We start from the raw sequence: 18,767 nt of genomic DNA on the forward strand, positions 1-18,767 counted from the left end.
CCCGGCTGGTGCATTGCGAACTCTCGCTCGTACTGTGTCGGCGATCCCGACACTCAGCCGACAGCGCGGGCGCCGTCACCGATGGGTGTCCGGCACCAACCCCACCTGAACCAACGGCTTCCCCCGCTTCCGCGACACGAAGACACCCCGCCCCGCGGGCATCGAACGCGGTCGTACGCCGCCCAGCAGGTCCCCCTCGTTCGGGTCGCCGGCAAGGACCACGCCCTGGGCGCCGAGTTCCCTCATGCGCTGCATGAACGGCTCGTAGCCCGCGCGGCCCGCGCCCGCGGTGGAGCGGGCGATGATGAAGCGGACGCCGACGTCCCGGGCGAACGGGAGCAGTTCCGTGAGGCCGGACAACGGGTTGCCGCTGGACGTGGACACCAGGTCGTAGTCGTCGATGACGATGTACACCGTCGGGCCCTGCCACCAGCTGCGGTCGCGCAGCTGCTCGGGGGTGACGTCGGCGGTCGGCGTACGGCGCTGCATCAGGTTGGCCAGCGCGTCCATGTGGTGCTGCATCTGGTTGGACATGGGGATGTACTCCGCCAGATGCGAGTCCGGGGTCACGCCCAGCAGGGAGCGGCGGTTGTCGACCACGAAGAGCTTCGCCTCGTTGCCGTCGTACCGCTCGGTCAACCGCTGGATGAGCAGCTTCAGCAGGTTGGACTTGCCGGACTCGCTCTCACCGAAGACGAGGAAGAACGGGTCCTGCTCGAAGTCGACGAACACCGGCTCCAGGTTGTCCTCGTCGAGCGCGAAGGCGATGCCCCGGTTGGGGAAGCGGTTCCCGGGCGGCAGCTGGTGGGCGGGGAACTCGCGCGGCAGCAGCCGCACTTCGGGGGCGCCGGGCTGCTGCCAGTGCCGGGAAACCTCCGCCGCCAGCGCCTGCGCCGCCTCGGCCAGCTCCGTGTCCGAGGACAGGCCGTCGATGCGTGGGACCGCCGCCATGAAGTGCTGCTTCTGCGGAGTCTGGCCCCGGCCCGGGACACCGGTCGGCACGTTGGCCGCGACCTTGCGGTCGAACTCGGAGTCCATGGTGTCGCCGAGCCGCAGCTCCAGGCGGTTCATCAGGTGGTCCTTGAGGTTGGAGCGGACCTCCATGGAGCGCGACGCGGTGAGGATCAGGTGCATGCCGTAGCCGAGGCCGCGCGCGGCGATGTCCAGGACGGCGGGCTCCAGTCCGTCGTAGTCGGAGCGGAAGTTGCCCCAGCCGTCGATGACCAGGAAGACGTCGCCCCACGGCTGGTCGGTCGTCGAGATGTCGCCGCGGGCGCGTCGGGCGCGGAACTCGGCGATGGAGGAGATACCGGCGGCACGGATGTACTCCTCGCGGCGGGTCATGATGCCGTACACCTCGGCGACCGTACGCCGGACCTTCTCCGGGTCGAGCCGCGAGGCGATGCCGCCCACGTGCGGCAGGCCCGCCACGGACGCCAGACCGCCACCACCGAAGTCGAGCCCGTAGAACTGCACTTCGTGCGGGGTGTGGGTGAGCGCGAAGGAGGTGATGATCGAGCGCAACAGGGTCGACTTGCCGGACTGCGGGCCGCCCAGGATCTGCATATGGCCGGCCGCGCCGCCGAAGTCGGTCCACAGCGGGTCGCGGCGCTGCTCGTACGGCTTGTCGACGATGCCGACGGGGACGACGAGCCGACCCGCGCCCTCGTAGCCGGGCTGGGTGAGTCCTCGGCCCGGCACGGCGGCCAGGCCGGGCAGCAGGAAGTCCAGCGACGGCGGGCTGTCCAGCGGCGGCAGCCACACCTGGTGGGCCGCCGGGCCCTGCGCCTCCAGCCGCCGCACGATGACGTCCAGCACGGTGTCGGCGAGCGCGTCGTCGGTCTGGTCCGGCTCGTCCTCCTGCCGCTGCTGGGGCAGCACCGCCACGTACTGGACGGGCACCCGCGACGCCGTGAACAGCACGGGCCTGCGGTCCACCGGGAGCGGGCCGCCGTACGACGCGGCCTGCTGGGCGCTGGAGCGGTACACCCCGGAGACGTACGCGGCTTTGAAGCGGACCATCTCGTCCGTGCCGAACTTCAGGAAGCCGGAACCGGGCACGTTCGGCAGCTCGTAGGCGTCCGGCACGCCGAGCGCGGCGCGCGACTCGGCCGCCGAGAACGTGCGCAGACCGATCCGGTACGACAGGTACGTCTCCAGACCGCGCAGACGGCCCTCCTCCAGGCGCTGCGAGGCCAGCAGCAGATGCACACCGAGTGACCGGCCGATGCGGCCGATCTGCACGAACATCTCGATGAAGTCCGGCTTCGCGGTGAGCAGTTCGCTGAACTCGTCGATGACGAGGACCAGTGAGGGGATCGGCTGGAGCGCGGCACCGGCCGCGCGGGCCTTCTCGTATGCGTGGATGTTGGCGTAGTTCCCCGCGTCCCGCAGCATCTCCTGACGGCGGTTCAGCTCTCCCCGGATCGAGTCGCCCATGCGGTCGACGAGGGTCAGGTCGTCGGCAAGGTTGGTGATGACCGCGGCCACATGCGGCAGTTGAGCCATGCCCGCGAAGGTCGCACCGCCCTTGAAGTCGGCGAGGACGAAGTTCAGCGTCTCGGAGGAGTGGGTGACCGCCAGGCCGAGGACCAGGGTGCGCAGCAGCTCCGACTTGCCGGAACCGGTCGCGCCGACGCACAGACCGTGCGGCCCCATGCCCTCCTGCGCGGCCTCCTTGAGGTCGAGCATCACCGGCCGGCCGTCCTCACCGACGCCGATCGGCACGCGCAGCCGCTCGGACTGCGAGCGCGGCCGCCAGGTGCGCCGCGGGTCGACGGTCGCCGCGTCGCCGAGGTTGAGCAGATCCGTGAACTCCAGGTTGGCGAGCAGCGGTTCGTCGTCGTCCCCGCCCGAGGCCATCCGCAGCGGCGCCAGCTGCCGGGCCAGCGCCTCCGCCGCCTCGTACGACAGGACGTCGGGCGTGCCCTCGTAGACCAAGCCGTGCGCCGACTCCAGGCGCAGCTCGCGCGGGTGTACGACGATGGAGAGGTCACCGCGTCCGGTGGTGAGTTCGCCCGGCACCACCTCCAGGACCGTCACGCCCTGCAGCCCCTCCGGGCTGGCGAGCAGTGAGGTGGGCGGCAGGGAGACACCGTCGAGGACGACCACCAGGTGCGGCTGCTCGGGCACCGGCGGCGCGCTCGGGTGGAAGCGCGGGCGGCCCTGGAGCCGGGCGGCCAGCAGGTCCTCCAGCTCGACCGGGTTGGTGGTGATCAGGCGCAGGCTGCCCGCGCCGTCCGCCTCGCCCTTGGCCTGCACGTGCGGCAGCCACTTGGCCCACTCCCACTCGGGCGCGGACTCCCGGCCGGTGGCGACGGCGATGACGAGGTCCTCGGGGGAGTGCAGTGAGGCAAGGGCGGCGGTCACCGCGCGCGCGGCGCCGCGCACGGTGACCGGCTCACCGCTGATCGACACGTGGTAGAAGGCCCGCAGCGAGACCGCCATCGGCAGGTCCTCAAGGGTGCTGTGCGTGGCCACGAAACGCTCCATGGCGCCCGCCGTCAGCGGCTCCAACTGGTCCACCGGCGCGGTCTGCGGCGGGACCAGGGGAGTGGCCAGGGCCTGCGGGCCGAGACCGACGCGCACTTGCCCGAAGTCCTCGTCGCCGGCCCGGCGCTCCCACACGCGGCTGCCCTCGGCGACCAGCGCCCACAGTTGCTCCGGCGAAGGGTGCAGGTAGTACTGGGCGTCCCGCTGCGCCTTGGCGGTTTTCTGCGTCTCCCGCCGGGTCTGCGACAGATACCGCAGGTAGTCGCGGCGGATGTCGGCGATCTGCCCCTGGCTGCCTCGCCGGTAGCGAATCAGCATCGCGACGCCCATGGCGATGGTGGAGGCCACCATCACCATGCCCATGATCTTCATGAAGGGCTGAGCCTGGGGGTTGAAGAAGAACACCACGGACCCGCCCATGCCGAGCATGGGCAGGAGCTGCATCAGGGCGCCTTCCTGCTGCCCGCGCGGCAGCTCCGGCGGAGGCTGCAGCACGACCTCGTTCGTGGGCACTTCCCGCGGCAGTGCCCTCGGTGGGCGCTTGACGACGATGTGGCTCACTTGGCACCAATTCCCTTACCGGAGCGACCGTTCCGTCCGCCGCCCCGTGTCCGGCGAACGTCGATCGCGAAGCGCGATCCTACTGAGAACCACTGACAACGGTGGGCGGTAGGGTGCCCGTGAGACGTGTGAGCAGTTGCGAATCGGGCCCCAGAAAACCAGACAATCCGCACTGTTCGTTGTGAGTGCTCCCCGCCTGCACCCGGGCAACGCGGCGCATGCGGCCGACGGCGCGGGCGGCAAGGCGCAACCTACACAGGATCGTTACAGGCGATCGCGCGCCCGACGCCGCGACCGCCGTACACCGACGAGGGGGAACAGCAGGTGAGCATGACGGCCTCCGCGCCGACCGGCGCGACCGGCGGAGCGGGCACCGGAGCTCCTTCCGGGGCGGGCACCGGGTTCGGGTTCTGCCGTGTCACCATCGTGGCGCCCGACAGCCGCATCGACGTGGCGCTGCCCGACGATGTGTCAGTCGCCGACCTCTACCCGGAGATCCTGCGGCTCTCCCGGCAAAGCCCCGCCGAGGGCGCCCCGGTCGGCTACCACCTCGTACGCAGGGACGGCACCGTCCTCGACGGATCCCGTTCCTTCACCGCCCAGCGCATCCTGGACGGCGAGCTGCTGACGCTGCGTCCGTTCGCCGAGTCGCTGCCGCCCGCGGTCCACGACGACGTCTCCGAGGCGATCGCCTCCGCCGTCACCCAGGACCGCACCCTGTGGAACGGCACCCTCACCCGCGCCGCCGGCCTGATCGCCGGCGGGATCCTGCCCGCACTGCTCGCGTTCGTGGTCTGGAACTCACAGATCCGCCACGACATGCACAGCCTTCAGGGCATCCTCGCCGCCGTCACCGGTGTCCTCCTGGTCGCCGTCGCGTGCGTCCGCGCTCGGGTCTACGACGACCGCGGCTCGGCCGTCGCCCTCGGCCTGGGGGCCCTGCCGAACATCGCCGTGGCCGGGTCCGGACTGCTCCCGCTGTCGGAGGGGCAGGGCGTCGGACGGCTGCAGTTCCTGCTCGCGTGCGCGGCGGTCCTCGTCGCCTCCGTGGTGCTCACGCTGGTGTCGCCCAGCGGGGACGGCCCTTTCGTGGCGTTCGTTTTCGCCTCCACGATCGGGCTGCTGACCACCTTCATCGCGATGCTCACGCATCTGAAGCCCATCGAGACGGCCGCCGTCTGTGCCCCGCTCGCGGTCTGCGCCCTCGCCTTCCTGCCCGGCCTGTCCATGCGGTTCGCACGGCTGCCCATCGGCTTCGAACCGCCCAACCCCGGTCGCGGCTACACCACCGAGGAACCCGCCGCCCAGCAGGAGCCCGTCGACACCCGGCGCATCACCGCCCAGGTCCGCCGCGGCCACGAACTCCTCGTCGGCCTCGTCGGCGGCTGCGCGCTCGTCACAGTCGGCGCGTCGATCGTCCTCAGCTTCTCCAGCAACGTCTGGGCGCAGTTCCTCGCCCTCGCCACGGGCATCGCCATGCTGATGCGCGCCCACCTGTTCCGCTACACCGCGCAGGTCGGCGCCACGCTCTCCGCCGGGCTCGCCGCCCTAGTCTTCCTCGGCCTCGGGCTCGCCCTGAACCCGCCCACGGAGTTGCTGCGCGACGCCCTCCAGGGCGACACCACCGGCCTCGACATCCGCAGCGTCTGGCTCGCGGCGGCGATCGCCGGAGCCACCGCCCTCGTCACCGCGATCGGCCTGATCACTCCGCGGCGCGGCGTCAGCCCCTTCTGGGGACGCTTCATGGAGATCGCCGAGAGCTTCGTCCTGCTGACCCTGGTGCCGTTGGCTCTCGCCGTCTTCGACGTGTACGCGGCCGCCCGCGCGATGGCGAGCTGAACGCCGCGCGGCAGGCAGGCGACGAGCTGACCGCACGGCACGGAATGGAATTCGGAGGGTGAGCTTCGGCCCACCGCCTTCGATATACAGCGGCCGCATCAGCATCTTGCGGCGGCGCTTGAGGGCCAAGACGCTGGCCAACGCGGGACAGAGCCGCATCGACGTCCGCGAGACCGTCGAGAAGCGGCCTGCGAGCACCGTTGGGAAGATGGCGTTCCGTCGAGCACCGTTGGGAAGATGGCATTCTGTTTCTCCGTGGTCGACATGAGCACGGGCGAGCGGTACGAGATGCCGGGCATGTGGGCCACGGACAAGATCCTCGCCAAGGGCATCAACAGGACCCTCGTCGGCCTGGCCATCGGCACCGACGCCAAACCCGGCGACGAGAAGTGGAAGCTCCCCCTCGACGGCCCCATCTGCGGCTACCCCCGCCATGTCACCGGGGAGAACCGTACGGCCGTCCTGTACCGCGCGAACGACAGCGAGGAGGAGAGGCCCTACTGCGACCGTGTCGCCTTCTTCGACCTCGACGACGGCCGCAAGATCTGGTCCCACGACTTCCCCGCCTCCGCGACCGGCACCCGTCCCGGTGCCCCTCGAACGGTGCCGTCCAGGACACCCCCGGCGTGACCCTGGTCCACGAACACGGTCGCCGTCACCTGGGGCGGCGGCACCATTGCGTACGGCATGGATCGCGGCGAGATCCGCTGGAGCACGAAGGCCACCGGCGCCTGCCAGGACGCCGGCGCCGCCGGCGGAGGCGCGCTACCCGTGCGCGAGGAGTGCTGGAGCAACGACAAGAGCCTGCCCGTCGCCTCCTGGGAAGCCATCGCGTTCAAGGTACGCAGGGTCGATCCGGCCACGGGCCGCACGCTGTGGTCGTACTCGGCCGCAAAGGGCGTCCGCGGCGTCAGCGTCCCCTCCTCGGATCCGGTTGTCCTCGCCGTCTCCGCGGGCGACACCGGCATCACCGAACTGCGCCCCCTCGACGACGACGGCAAGAACCGCGCCACGATCCGCCTCCAGCCGGCACCTACGTGGGGGAGTGCTCGTACGGGGACCATCTCGTCATCGACTACTGCCCGACGGTCGCCGTCGGCGGCGACCAGGTCTTCCTCCGCAGCGAGGACGACATCGGGGTGCACACCTCCAACTGGGTCATCGGCTTCGACCTGGCGACCGGGAACACCACGACGAAGTTCGACTCCGGTCCCAACGCCCTGCTGATCCCGGTGCGGACGAGCGGCGACAAGCTCCTCGCCTGCGCGAGAGCCAGGACAACATCACGCCCACCGCGCTCGTCAGCCCCGCCCGGAGACGGGCAAGGAGACGCCGTTCTTCTACTTCGACCTGCCGCCCGAGGCCGAGACTTTCACCCTGATCGACTTCAGCGACGTCCTCGTCCAGGACGGCTGCCTCTTCTTCGGCGCCGAGTCGGCCACCGGCCCCGGGCCCGACCAGCCGAAGTGGGTCTACCTGGTGCTCGGCATCGAGTCCAACGCGCGGAAGACTCCGTGACCACTGCCCGGCGGCGGCCGACACGGCATCGGCCGCCGCACCGGACTACTGCTCCGCGAGCCCGCCGTTCTGCGGCGTCGGCTCCAGATCGAACTCCCCGTCCCGAGCCCCCAGCACAAACGCCCGCCACTCCGCCTCCGTGTACCGCAGCACGGTGTCGGGGTCGAGGGACGACCGCATGGCCACGGCGCCGCCGGGCAGGTAGGCGATCTCGACCCGCTCCTCGTGCTCCTCGGTTCCCGGCGCGCAGTGCCACTCGACCCCCGAGATGTCGAGCGCGTACAGCTCGTCCCGCTCCCGCTCCTTGCGTGCTTTGAGTTCCTGGTCCTCGGCATCGGCCATTACGGCTCCGGTCCTTCCATCGATACGACGAGCTGTGCCGCTACCCTACTTGCCGACGTTCCCCCAGGTCAGAGGTTTGCCAGAGTCGCACTCACGTACACCCGGCCGGTATTGCGGGCCAGAACGGGGCAGAAAGGTTCCCTTCCAGCGCGTTTTGCCGCAAGGGCTCGGCCGCGTACCCGGAGCCCCGGCCGGGGGACACCGGCCCGCGGACGAGGGCACCCAGCCGCCCTGGTACCCTCAGTGACGGCCGTATGTGTACGCACCCCCGGAGCCCCGCTCTGGAGGCCGCGCCCAGCGGATCCCCGCCTTCCGAGTCATGGAAGATCCCCCGAGAAGAAGACCGGGGGCACTCGGTGGCCACTCACAGACTATGAGGAGTACGCGTGTCGCTCGACGCCGCTACGAAGAAGCAGATCATCTCCGAGTTCGGTACCAAGGAGGGTGACACCGGCTCCCCCGAGGTCCAGGTCGCTCTGCTGTCCCGTCGGATCTCCGACCTGACGGAGCACCTCAAGACCCACAAGCACGACCACCACTCCCGCCGTGGCCTGCTGATCCTGGTCGGTCAGCGCCGCCGGCTGCTGCAGTACCTCGCCAAGAAGGACATCCAGCGCTTCCGTACGCTGGTCGACCGCCTCGGCATCCGCCGTGGTGCGGCGGGCGCCAAGTAAGACGCCGCGAAGGGAGCGGTTCCCACTGCGAGGGGGCCGCTCCCTTTGCTGTACGTGCGGAGTGTCACTGCCCCTTTGTAGTGTGGTAGCACAACGCAATACGCACGACACGCGTACGCACTGCACGCGTACACGACACGCATTTACGTACGACACGCCGTGATTCCGCGTACCCACCGGGGTAGGCGGCATCACAAGACGAACGAGGAGGAGCGCACCTCGCCGCCGCCGGTCCTCGGTAGTGGCCCCCGGGGGGACCCCCGGGTGCTTCGATCGAAGACCGGCCCGCACCAGACGGAGCGCTTCTCCGCCACCGTCCCCCCGCCAACACGGGTGAGGAGGGACGAAGACGAGGAGAAAACGCTAGTGGAGAACGAGACCCACTACGCCGAGGCCGTCATCGACAACGGCGCCTTCGGCACCCGCACCATCCGCTTCGAGACGGGCCGCCTGGCCAAGCAGGCCGCCGGTTCCGCCGTGGCGTACCTGGACGACGACACCATGGTGCTGTCGGCCACCACCGCCTCCAAGACCCCCAAGGACCAGCTCGACTTCTTCCCGCTGACGGTCGACGTCGAGGAGCGGATGTACGCGGCCGGGAAGATCCCCGGTTCCTTCTTCCGCCGTGAGGGCCGGCCGAGCGAGGACGCGATCCTCACCTGCCGCCTGATCGACCGCCCGCTGCGCCCGTCCTTCAAGAAGGGCCTGCGCAACGAGATCCAGGTCGTCTGCACCGTCATGGCGCTCAACCCCGACCACCTGTACGACGTCGTGGCGATCAACGCCGCCTCCGCGTCCACGCAGCTGGCCGGTCTGCCCTTCTCCGGCCCGATCGGCGGCGTCCGCGTCGCGCTGATCCGCGGCCAGTGGGTCGCTTTCCCGACGCACACCGAGCTCGAGGACGCCGTCTTCGACATGGTCGTCGCGGGCCGTGTCCTGGAGGACGGCGATGTCGCGATCATGATGGTCGAGGCCGAGGCCACCGAGAAGACCATCAAGCTGGTCGAGGGCGGTGCCGAGGCGCCGACCGAGGAGATCGTCGCCGCCGGTCTGGAGGCCGCGAAGCCCTTCATCAAGGTGCTGTGCAAGGCCCAGTCGGACCTCGCCGCCAAGGCCGCCAAGCCGGTCGGCGAGTTCCCGATCTTCCTGGATTACCAGGACGACGTCCTGGAGGCCCTGACGGCTGCCGTCAAGCCCGAGCTCGCCCAGGCGCTCACCATCGCCGGCAAGCAGGAGCGCGAGGCCGAGCTGGACCGCGTCAAGACCCTCGCCGCCGAGAAGCTCCTGCCGGAGTTCGAGGGCCGCGAGAAGGAGATCTCCGCCGCGTACCGCTCGCTGACCAAGACTCTGGTCCGTGAGCGCGTCATCAAGGAGAAGAAGCGCATCGACGGCCGGGGCGTGACGGACATCCGTACGCTCGCCGCCGAGGTCGAGGCCATCCCGCGGGTGCACGGCTCCGCGCTGTTCGAGCGCGGCGAGACCCAGATCCTGGGCGTCACCACCCTGAACATGCTCCGCATGGAGCAGCAGCTGGACACCCTCTCCCCGGTGACCCGCAAGCGCTACATGCACAACTACAACTTCCCGCCGTACTCCACCGGCGAGACCGGCCGCGTCGGCTCCCCCAAGCGCCGCGAGATCGGCCACGGCGCCCTCGCCGAGCGCGCCCTGATGCCGGTGCTGCCGACGCGCGAGGAGTTCCCGTACGCGATCCGTCAGGTGTCCGAGGCCCTCGGCTCCAACGGCTCGACGTCCATGGGTTCGGTCTGCGCCTCCACCATGTCGCTGCTGAACGCCGGTGTGCCGCTGAAGGCCCCGGTCGCCGGTATCGCCATGGGCCTGATCTCCCAGGAGATCGACGGCGAGACGCACTACGTCACCCTCACCGACATCCTCGGTGCGGAGGACGCCTTCGGTGACATGGACTTCAAGGTCGCCGGCACCAAGGAGTTCGTGACCGCCCTCCAGCTCGACACCAAGCTGGACGGCATCCCGGCCTCCGTGCTCGCCGCCGCCCTGAAGCAGGCCCGGGACGCCCGGCTCCACATCCTCGACGTGATGATGGAGGCCATCGACCGGCCCGACGAGATGTCCCCGAACGCGCCGCGGATCATCACCGTGAAGATCCCGGTCGACAAGATCGGCGAGGTCATCGGCCCCAAGGGCAAGATGATCAACCAGATCCAGGAGGACACGGGCGCCGAGATCACCATCGAGGACGACGGCACGATCTACATCGGCGCCGCCGACGGCCCGTCCGCCGAGGCCGCTCGTACGGCGATCAACTCCATCGCCAACCCGACCATGCCGGAGGTCGGCGAGCGCTACCTGGGCACGGTCGTGAAGACGACGACCTTCGGCGCGTTCGTCTCCCTGCTGCCCGGCAAGGACGGCCTGCTGCACATCTCGCAGATCCGCAAGCTGGCCGGCGGCAAGCGCGTGGAGAACGTCGAGGACGTGCTCGGCGTGGGCCACAAGGTCCAGGTCGAGATCGCCGAGATCGACTCCCGTGGCAAGCTCTCCCTGATCCCCGTGATCGAGGGCGAGGAAGGTTCCGAGGCCGACACGAAGGACGACGCCGACCAGTGACGTCCCGTAGCTCCAAGGTGACGGCCCGCCCCTCTTCGGAGGTGCGGGCCGTCGCCCGTACCCAAACCCTCATCAAGGGCACGAACGGCATCGGCACCGTCCGCAAGACCACCCTCCCCGGCGGTCTCCGCGTCGTCACCGAGACCCTGCCCTCCGTGCGCTCCGCCACCTTCGGCATCTGGGCGCACGTCGGCTCCCGCGACGAGACGCCGTCCCTGAACGGCGCCACGCACTACCTGGAGCACCTCCTCTTCAAGGGCACGCAGCGGCGCAGCGCCCTGGACATCTCCTCCGCCCTCGACGCGGTCGGCGGCGAGATGAACGCGTTCACGGCGAAGGAGTACACGTGCTACTACGCACGCGTGCTCGACGCCGACCTCCCGCTCGCGATCGACGTCGTCTGCGACATGCTGACCGGCTCGCTCATCCTCGAAGAGGACGTCAACGTCGAGCGCGGCGCCATCCTCGAAGAGATCGCGATGACCGAGGACGACCCGAGCGACTGCGTGCACGACCTGTTCGCGCACACGATGTTCGGCGACAACCCGCTCGGCCGCCCGGTCCTCGGCACGGTCGACACGGTCAACGCCCTCACCGCCGACCGCATCCGCCGCTTCTACAAGAAGCACTACGACGCGACCCACCTCGTGGTCGCCTGCGCGGGCAACATCGATCACAACAAGGTCGTACGACTGGTCCGCGCCGCCTTCGAGAAGGCCGACGCCCTCAAGGACCCGGCCGCCCAGCCCATCGCCCCGCGCGACGGACGCCGCGCCATCCGCACCGCCGGCCGGGTCGAGCTGCTCGGCCGCAAGACCGAGCAGGCCCATGTCGTGCTCGGCATGCCGGGCCTGGCCCGCACGGACGACCGCCGCTGGGCCCTCGGTGTGCTGAACACCGCGCTCGGCGGCGGCATGTCGTCGCGGCTCTTCCAGGAGGTACGGGAGAAGCGCGGCCTCGCCTACAGCGTCTACTCGTACACCTCCGGCTTCGCCGACTGTGGCCTGTTCGGCCTGTACGCGGGCTGCCGACCGAGCCAGGTGCACGACGTGCTGAAGATCTGCCGCGACGAACTCGACCACGTCGCCGAGCACGGCCTGTCCGACGACGAGATCGACCGCGCCATCGGCCAGCTCCGCGGCTCCACGGTCCTCGGCCTGGAGGACACCGGCGCGCTGATGAACCGTATCGGCAAGAGCGAGCTGTGCTGGGGCGAGCAGATGTCCGTCGACGACATGCTGGCCCGGATAGCTGCGGTGACCCCGGACGACGTCCGCGCGGTCGCGCGCGACATCCTGGGACAGCGGCCCTCGCTGTCGGTCATCGGCCCGCTGAAGGACAAGCAGGCCTCGCGTCTGCACGACGCCGTCGCCTGAGACCCGTACCCGGTAAGGAAGCAACAACATGAGCAAGCTGCGCGTGGCGGTCCTCGGTGCCAGGGGCCGGATCGGTTCGGAGGCGGTACGAGCCGTCGAGGCCGCCGAGGACATGGAGCTGGTCGCCGCCCTCTGCAGGGGCGACAAGCTGGAGACGCTGGCCGAGACCGGCGCCCAGGTCGCCGTCGAACTCACCACGCCGGCCTCGGTGATGGGCAACCTCGACTTCTGCGTACGGCACGGAATCCACGCCGTCGTCGGTACGACGGGCTGGACCGACGAGCGCCTCGCGCAGCTGCGCGGCTGGCTGGAGCAGTCCCCGCAGACGGGCGTGCTCATCGCGCCCAACTTCTCCATCGGGGCCGTCCTGACCATGAAGTTCGCACAGATCGCCGCGCCGTACTTCGAGTCCGTCGAAGTGGTCGAGCTGCACCACCCCAACAAGGTCGACGCCCCCAGCGGCACCGCCACCCGCACCGCCCAGCTCATCGCGCAGGCCCGCCGCGAGGCGGGTACGGCCCCGGCGCCGGACGCCACGGTCACGGCCCTGGACGGCGCCCGCGGCGCGGACGTCGACGGCGTCCCGGTCCACGCGGTGCGCCTGCGCGGTCTGCTGGCCCACCAGGAGGTCCTGCTGGGCGGCGAGGGCGAGACCCTCACCATCCGGCACGACTCGCTGCACCACAGCAGCTTCATGCCGGGCATCCTGCTGGGCGCCCGCCGTGTGGTGAGCACCCCGGGCCTCACTTTCGGCCTGGAACACTTCCTGGACCTGGGCTGAGCCGGACCCTCATGCGCGCGAAGCTCTCCTACCTCGTCACGGCCGCCGTCCTGGTCTTCTACTTCGTCCTGGTCGGCAGCCGTGGCGTGCTGCTCATCAAGACCGGCTCGCTCCTCGCCGTGACCTTCGGTGTCGCGGTGCTGATCCTGCCGCTGATCGGCCTGTGGTTCCTGTGGAAGAACACCCAGTTCGTCCGCCGGGCCAACGCCCTCGCGGCCGAACTCGACGCCGAGGGCGGTCTGCCCGTCGACGAACTCAAGCGGCTGCCCAGCGGCCGTGTCGACCGTGACTCGGCCGACGAGGTCTTCGCCCGGCGCAAGGCCGAGACGGAGGCGGCGCCCGATGACTGGCGTACATGGTTCCGCCTGGCCATCGCGTACCACGACGCCCGCGACACCCCCCGCGCCCGCAAGGCGATGCAACGCGCGATCGCCCTCCACGACGGCAAGCCCGTCGAGGCCTGACCCCGACCGGGCAGGCCGGCCCCGATGCGAGGCGTCTCAGCCCCGACGGTACTCGTCGGCGCCCCGACGGTACTCGTCGGCCCACGCCTCCACCGAGTCCGCCGCCCGGTCGAACGCCGCCGGCCGGGCCAGGAAGTCGGAGTTGTGCGTGGTCAGCAGAGTGGGCGCATCGTCCGAGGGACGGTCCTTGCGTACGAGAATCAGGGCCTGCCCCTGCACCGTGCGCGGCAGCCCCAGCCAGCGCACCGGCTGCTGCACCGTCCGCACGGCGCCGACCCGCTCCCACGGCAGCGTCCGGGTGTGCAGGAAGCGCACCTGGCGCAGCCCGTGCGCGCTCACCCACACGCCCATGCGCAGCAGCCGCAGGGCGACGGCGATGATCGCCAGCGCGATGCCGAACACTGCCCCGGCGGCAGGCAGCGTGTCGGTCAGCGCGATGATCACCGCCGCGAACAGCACGTACGAGGCGAGCAGCAGCCAGATCGCGGCCACGCCCACGCGCCAGGGACCGGGGCGGTAGGGGCGCCGCCAGCGGTCGCGGTCGTCAAACGGCAGCGCGACATCGTCCGCGGTGTCGAAGGCGCGGTCGGCCGTCAGGAAGGGCAGGGGCACGGCTGGGTCCTCACTCATCCATGCATGGGCTGTGCCCGGTGAGGCTATCGACCCGTGTCCCCGCTCACCACCCTTGGGGGTCCGTCAGAGTCAGGCCCCGCTCAGCGCCCGTCGGACGCCTGGGACTGCTGCGTCGGCGTGGACGAGTGATCCAGCTCCAGTGCCGGCATCCCGATCACCAGGGAGCCCACGAGCGCGGCCACGATGGTGAGCCCCATGAGCCAGCGCCCGGCTATCTGCCCGACGGTCGCGCGCTCGCGGGGTGGGGGAGTGACATTGCTGCGGAACTGCTCTGCTTCGGCGAGGAAGGCGAAGGGTACGGGTTCGCGCCGACGGAACATCGGGGGGTCCTGCTCCTCTCTGGACTCGAACGAATCGCTGTCACCAACACAGACGAGCGGGTGACACAAAAGGTGCCCGGTTAAGCCGGATTGACAGAACTTTCGCCTCGGTTCGCCGAAGATGTCGCGGCCCGGCACCGAACGCCCCGATGTCAGTGCCGGGCCGTAGAGTGGGCGCCGCACGAGAGAAGTGAATGGAAGGGACTCTCCAAGCCGTGACCGACACCCCCGCCGACGCAGCCAAGGACGCCCCGGAGCTCAAGCCGAGCTTCCGCAGCGACGTCACCGTCGAGCTGGTCAAGCACACCGCCTCGGACGCCGACGTGCTCTTCGCCGCCCGCGTCTCGACTCTCGGCGAGCAGTCCCTGGACGAGCTGAACAAGGACCCCGAGCGCTCCAAGGGCCTCATCAACTACCTGATGCGGGACCGGCACGGCAGCCCCTTCGAGCACAACTCGATGACCTTCTTCATCAGCGCCCCGATCTTCGTCTTCCGCGAGTTCATGCGGCACCGCGTGGGCTGGTCGTACAACGAGGAGTCCGGCCGCTACCGCGAGCTCCAGCCGGTCTTCTACATCCCCGACGAGTCCCGCAAGCTGGTCCAGGAGGGCCGCCCCGGCAAGTACCGCTTCGTCGAGGGCACGCAGGCCCAGCAGGAGCTGGTCGGCCGCGTCATGGAGGACTCCTACCGCCAGGCCTACGAGGCCTACCAGGAGATGCTCGCCGCCGGCGTCGCCCGCGAGGTCGCCCGCTCGGTCCTCCCCGTCGGCCTGTACTCGTCGATGTACGCCACCTGCAACGCCCGCTCGCTGATGCACTTCCTCGGCCTGCGCACCCAGCACGAACTCGCCAAGGTCCCGTCCTTCCCGCAGCGCGAGATCGAGATGGTCGGCGAGAAGATGGAGGCCGAGTGGGCCAGGCTCATGCCGCTCACGTACGCCGCCTTCAACGCCAACGGCCGGGTGGCGCCGTAACGGACATGTGTTTGCCCGGTGGTTTTCCAGCGGGCACAGATGTACGCGTCAGCCGGGCGAGGTGTCCGTATTGCGGCATTTGGAGAAGTTCATCTAGCCTGATCAAACGGACCCGGCACTGCTTGAACCCCCGAGCAGGCAGTGCCGGGCTCCCTCTTTGTCCTGACTTATCCCGCACCCCAAGGGCAGACCACGCCTTGAGCAACGAGTAGCGTGTAACCCATGGCTCCGACCTCCACTCCGCAGACCCCCTTCGGGCGGGTCCTCACCGCCATGGTCACGCCCTTCACGGCGGACGGCGCACTTGACCTCGACGGCGCGCAGCGGCTCGCCACGCACCTGGTGGACGCAGGCAACGACGGCCTGATCATCAACGGCACCACCGGCGAGTCCCCCACCACCAGCGACGCGGAGAAAGCGGACCTCGTACGAGCGGTCCTGGAGGCCGTGGGCGACCGCGCCCACATCGTCGCCGGTGTCGGTACGAACGACACCCACCACAGCATCGAGCTGGCCCGTGCGGCGGAGCGCACCGGCGCACACGGCCTGCTGGTCGTCACCCCGTACTACAACAAGCCCCCGCAGGAGGGCCTCTACCGGCACTTCACGGCTGTCGCCGACGCCACCGAACTGCCGGTCATGCTGTACGACATCCCCGGCCGCAGCGGCGTCCCGATCAACACGGAGACGCTGGTCCGCCTCGCCGAGCACCCACGGATCGTCGCCAACAAGGACGCCAAGGGCGACCTCGGCCGCGCCAGCTGGGCCATCGCCCGCTCCGGCCTCGCCTGGTACTCCGGCGACGACATGCTCAACCTGCCGCTGCTCTCCGTGGGCGCCGTCGGCTTCGTCTCCGTCGTCGGCCACGTGGTCACCCCCGAGCTGCGCGAGCTGGTCGAGGCGTACACCAGCGGGGACGTCCAGAAGGCAACCGAGATCCACCAGAAGCTGCTCCCGGTCTACACCGGCATGTTCCGCACCCAGGGCGTCATGACCACCAAGGCCGCACTCGCCCTCCAGGGCCTGCCCGGCGGCCCGCTGCGGCCGCCCATGGTCGAGCTCACACCCCAGGAGATCGAGCAGCTCAAGATCGATCTTGCCGCCGGCGGGGTACAGCTCTGACATCAGACTTCGCCCGACCGGGCGCGTAGGAACTTCACAACTGAATAGGCAGGCCACCGGTGCCTGCACCCCACAACGACAACTGCTTCTGCACGAACGTCACGCGCGCCACGTGCCCGACCGGTACGTGGCGCGCGTGGTGAGGAGAGTCTTTTGAGTCATCCGCATCCTGAACTCGGCCCGCCCCCGCCGCTCCCCGAAGGCGGCCTGAGGGTCACCCCGCTCGGCGGCCTCGGTGAAATCGGCCGGAACATGACGGTCTTCGAGTACGGCGGCCGCCTGCTGATCGTCGACTGCGGAGTGCTCTTCCCCGAGGAGGAGCAGCCCGGAATCGACTTGATCCTGCCGGACTTCTCGTCCATCCGGGACCGCCTCGACGACATCGACGGCATTGTCCTCACCCACGGCCACGAGGACCACATCGGCGGCGTCCCCTTCCTGCTCCGCGAGAAGCCGGACATCCCGCTGATCGGCTCCAAGCTGACCCTCGCCCTGATCGAGGCCAAGCTCCAGGAACACCGCATCCGCCCCTACACGCTAGAGGTCGCCGAGGGCCACCGTGAGCGCATCGGCCCCTTCGACTGCGAGTTCGTCGCGGTCAACCACTCCATCCCGGACGCGCTCGCGGTCGCCATCCGCACCCCCGCCGGCCTGGTCGTGCACACCGGCGACTTCAAGATGGACCAGCTCCCGCTGGACAACCGTCTCACCGACCTCCACGCGTTCGCACGGCTGAGCGAGGAAGGCATCGACCTCCTCCTCAGCGACTCCACGAACGCCGAGGTCCCCGGCTTCACCCCGCACGAGCGCGACATCTCCAATGTCCTGCGCCAGGTCTTCGCGTCCGCCCGCAAGCGGATCATCGTGGCGAGCTTCGCCAGCCACGTCCACCGCATCCAGCAGATCCTGGACGCCGCCCACGAGTACGGCCGCCGGGTCGCCTTCGTCGGCCGCTCCATGGTCCGCAACATGGGCATCGCCAGGGACCTCGGCTACCTGAAGGTCCCGCCGGGCCTCGTCGTCGACGTCAAGACACTCGACGACCTCCCGGACAGCGAGGTCGTCCTCGTCTGCACGGGCTCGCAGGGCGAACCGATGGCCGCGCTGTCCCGCATGGCCAACCGGGACCACCAGATCCGGATCGTCGAGGGCGACACGGTGATCCTGGCGTCGTCCCTGATCCCCGGCAACGAGAACGCGGTCTACCGCGTCATCAACGGCCTCACCCGCTGGGGCGCCAACGTCGTCCACAAGGGCAACGCCAAGGTCCACGTCTCCGGCCACGCGTCGGCGGGCGAGCTCCTGTACTTCTACAACATCTGCCGGCCGCGCAACCTGATGCCGGTCCACGGTGAATGGCGCCACCTGCGCGCCAACGCCGAGCTGGGCGCCCTCACCGGTGTCCCGCACGACCGCATCGTGATCGCCGAGGACGGCGTCGCCGTCGACCTCGTCGAGGGCAAGGCCAAGATCTCCGGCAAGGTCCAGGCGGGCTATGTGTACGTCGACGGCCTCTCGGTCGGCGACGTCGGCGAGCCGGCGCTGAAGGACCGCAAGATCCTCGGCGAGGAGGGCATCATCTCGGTCTTCGTCGTCATGGACTCGTCCACCGGCAAGATCACGGGTGGCCCGCACGTCCAGGCTCGCGGCTCCGGCATCGAGGACGCGGCCTTCGTCGACGTCCTCCCGAAGATCACCGAAGCCCTGGAGCGCTCGGCGCAGGACGGCGTCGTGGAGCCCCACCAGCTGCAGCAACTGATCCGTCGCACGCTGGGCAAGTGGGTCTCCGACACGTATCGCCGCAGGCCGATGATCCTTCCGGTGGTCGTGGAGGTCTGACCCGCGTACGACCCCTTCATACGCGCGCAGTTGGAGCGGGGCGCCTCGATTTGCATCGAGGCGCCCCGCTCCAGTACGTTTACGGCTCGCTCCCCCGGGAACCCGGCCACTGCGTGCGCCGGAGACAGTCTCCGGAGCGGGGCGCAAATTCCGACTCAGAGTCTCTGATAAAGTCGGGAGCGCCGGAAAGGGAAACGCGGAAGCGGGAACCTGGAAAGCACCGAGGAAATCGGATCGAGAAAT

15 protein-coding genes are annotated in these 18,767 nt (G+C 69.7%); 10 read left to right on the forward strand and 5 right to left on the reverse strand.

All coding sequences use genetic code 11. The features are described from left to right. Window positions 1-75 precede the first annotated feature (75 nt). The gene (gene eccCa / locus KWI83_RS21405; protein ID WP_218515980.1) at window positions 76-4,053 is read right to left on the reverse strand and encodes a type VII secretion protein EccCa; all 3,978 of its coding nucleotides are present in this window, start codon (window positions 4,051-4,053) and stop codon (window positions 76-78) included. 330 nt (window positions 4,054-4,383) lie between these two features. Between eccCa and eccD the strand changes: the two genes are divergently transcribed. Both eccD and KWI83_RS21415 read left to right on the forward strand, forming a co-directional pair. Next, window positions 4,384-5,892 carry a type VII secretion integral membrane protein EccD gene (gene eccD / locus KWI83_RS21410; protein ID WP_218515999.1) on the forward strand — a complete coding sequence of 503 codons (1,509 nt, stop codon included), beginning with the start codon at window positions 4,384-4,386 and terminating at the stop codon, window positions 5,890-5,892. Between the two features lie 237 nt (window positions 5,893-6,129). Beyond that, the gene (locus KWI83_RS21415; protein ID WP_218515981.1) at window positions 6,130-6,522 is read left to right on the forward strand and encodes a PQQ-like beta-propeller repeat protein; all 393 of its coding nucleotides are present in this window, start codon (window positions 6,130-6,132) and stop codon (window positions 6,520-6,522) included. Between the two features lie 445 nt (window positions 6,523-6,967). Here the strand turns inward: KWI83_RS21415 and KWI83_RS21420 are convergent, their stop codons facing one another. Both KWI83_RS21420 and KWI83_RS21425 read right to left on the reverse strand, forming a co-directional pair. Continuing rightward, entirely contained in the window at window positions 6,968-7,144 is a 177-nt protein-coding gene (locus tag KWI83_RS21420) for a hypothetical protein (protein WP_218515982.1), read from the reverse strand. 311 nt (window positions 7,145-7,455) lie between these two features. After that, window positions 7,456-7,752, reverse strand: coding sequence for a DUF397 domain-containing protein (locus tag KWI83_RS21425; RefSeq protein ID WP_218515983.1), 297 nt, complete (start codon window positions 7,750-7,752; stop codon window positions 7,456-7,458). Window positions 7,753-8,138: 386 nt separating this feature from the next. Between KWI83_RS21425 and rpsO the strand changes: the two genes are divergently transcribed. From rpsO to KWI83_RS21450, 5 genes are all read left to right on the forward strand, one after another. Further along, complete coding sequence (rpsO, locus tag KWI83_RS21430; RefSeq protein ID WP_023546329.1) at window positions 8,139-8,426, forward strand: 30S ribosomal protein S15; 288 nt, start codon at window positions 8,139-8,141, stop codon at window positions 8,424-8,426. A 366-nt stretch (window positions 8,427-8,792) separates the two neighbouring features. Continuing rightward, window positions 8,793-11,015: a polyribonucleotide nucleotidyltransferase gene (locus KWI83_RS21435; RefSeq protein WP_218515984.1), complete on the forward strand. Its 2,223-nt coding sequence runs from the start codon at window positions 8,793-8,795 to the stop codon at window positions 11,013-11,015. Further along, a complete protein-coding gene (locus KWI83_RS21440) occupies window positions 11,012-12,391 on the forward strand; it encodes a pitrilysin family protein (protein WP_218515985.1) in 1,380 nt (459 codons plus the stop codon). Before KWI83_RS21435 ends, KWI83_RS21440 begins: the two co-directional genes overlap by 4 nt. 28 nt (window positions 12,392-12,419) lie before the next feature. Next, window positions 12,420-13,172 carry a 4-hydroxy-tetrahydrodipicolinate reductase gene (dapB, locus tag KWI83_RS21445; protein WP_218515986.1) on the forward strand — a complete coding sequence of 251 codons (753 nt, stop codon included), beginning with the start codon at window positions 12,420-12,422 and terminating at the stop codon, window positions 13,170-13,172. 11 nt (window positions 13,173-13,183) lie between these two features. Then, window positions 13,184-13,636, forward strand: coding sequence for a hypothetical protein (locus tag KWI83_RS21450; RefSeq protein WP_218515987.1), 453 nt, complete (start codon window positions 13,184-13,186; stop codon window positions 13,634-13,636). A gap of 36 nt (window positions 13,637-13,672) precedes the next feature. On the opposite strand, the gene KWI83_RS21455 is transcribed toward KWI83_RS21450, so the two are convergent. After that, entirely contained in the window at window positions 13,673-14,248 is a 576-nt protein-coding gene (locus KWI83_RS21455; RefSeq protein WP_218516000.1) for a hypothetical protein, read from the reverse strand. 101 nt (window positions 14,249-14,349) lie between these two features. After that, entirely contained in the window at window positions 14,350-14,589 is a 240-nt protein-coding gene (locus KWI83_RS21460) for a hypothetical protein (RefSeq protein ID WP_218515988.1), read from the reverse strand. Window positions 14,590-14,804: 215 nt separating this feature from the next. Between KWI83_RS21460 and thyX the strand changes: the two genes are divergently transcribed. The 3 genes from thyX to KWI83_RS21475 all read left to right on the forward strand — a co-directional run bounded on the left by thyX (window position 14,805) and on the right by KWI83_RS21475 (window position 18,524). After that, a complete protein-coding gene (gene thyX, locus KWI83_RS21465) occupies window positions 14,805-15,563 on the forward strand; it encodes an FAD-dependent thymidylate synthase (RefSeq protein ID WP_218515989.1) in 759 nt (252 codons plus the stop codon). Window positions 15,564-15,785: 222 nt separating this feature from the next. After that, window positions 15,786-16,685 carry a 4-hydroxy-tetrahydrodipicolinate synthase gene (gene dapA / locus KWI83_RS21470; RefSeq protein WP_171110062.1) on the forward strand — a complete coding sequence of 300 codons (900 nt, stop codon included), beginning with the start codon at window positions 15,786-15,788 and terminating at the stop codon, window positions 16,683-16,685. A gap of 153 nt (window positions 16,686-16,838) precedes the next feature. Beyond that, on the forward strand, window positions 16,839-18,524 hold the full coding sequence (locus tag KWI83_RS21475; RefSeq protein WP_218515990.1) for a ribonuclease J: 1,686 nt from the start codon (window positions 16,839-16,841) through the stop codon (window positions 18,522-18,524). The last annotated feature ends 243 nt before the right edge of the window (window positions 18,525-18,767 follow it).

The organism is Streptomyces sp. TRM70350, assembly GCF_019219825.1.
In the GTDB taxonomy this organism is placed as follows: Bacteria; Actinomycetota; Actinomycetes; order Streptomycetales; family Streptomycetaceae; genus Streptomyces.

What these genes read in the sequence shown, in the direction of transcription:
- dapA (WP_171110062.1), top strand. Translation starts at nt 15,786, where the DNA reads ATGGCTCCGACCTCCACTCCGCAGACCCCCTTCGGGCGGGTCCTCACC.
- KWI83_RS21415 (WP_218515981.1), top strand. Translation starts at nt 6,130, where the DNA reads ATGGCATTCTGTTTCTCCGTGGTCGACATGAGCACGGGCGAGCGGTAC.
- KWI83_RS21425 (WP_218515983.1), bottom strand. Translation starts at nt 7,752, where the DNA reads ATGGCCGATGCCGAGGACCAGGAACTCAAAGCACGCAAGGAGCGGGAG.
- KWI83_RS21460 (WP_218515988.1), bottom strand. Translation starts at nt 14,589, where the DNA reads ATGTTCCGTCGGCGCGAACCCGTACCCTTCGCCTTCCTCGCCGAAGCA.
- KWI83_RS21450 (WP_218515987.1), top strand. Translation starts at nt 13,184, where the DNA reads ATGCGCGCGAAGCTCTCCTACCTCGTCACGGCCGCCGTCCTGGTCTTC.
- dapB (WP_218515986.1), top strand. Translation starts at nt 12,420, where the DNA reads ATGAGCAAGCTGCGCGTGGCGGTCCTCGGTGCCAGGGGCCGGATCGGT.
- eccD (WP_218515999.1), top strand. Translation starts at nt 4,384, where the DNA reads ATGACGGCCTCCGCGCCGACCGGCGCGACCGGCGGAGCGGGCACCGGA.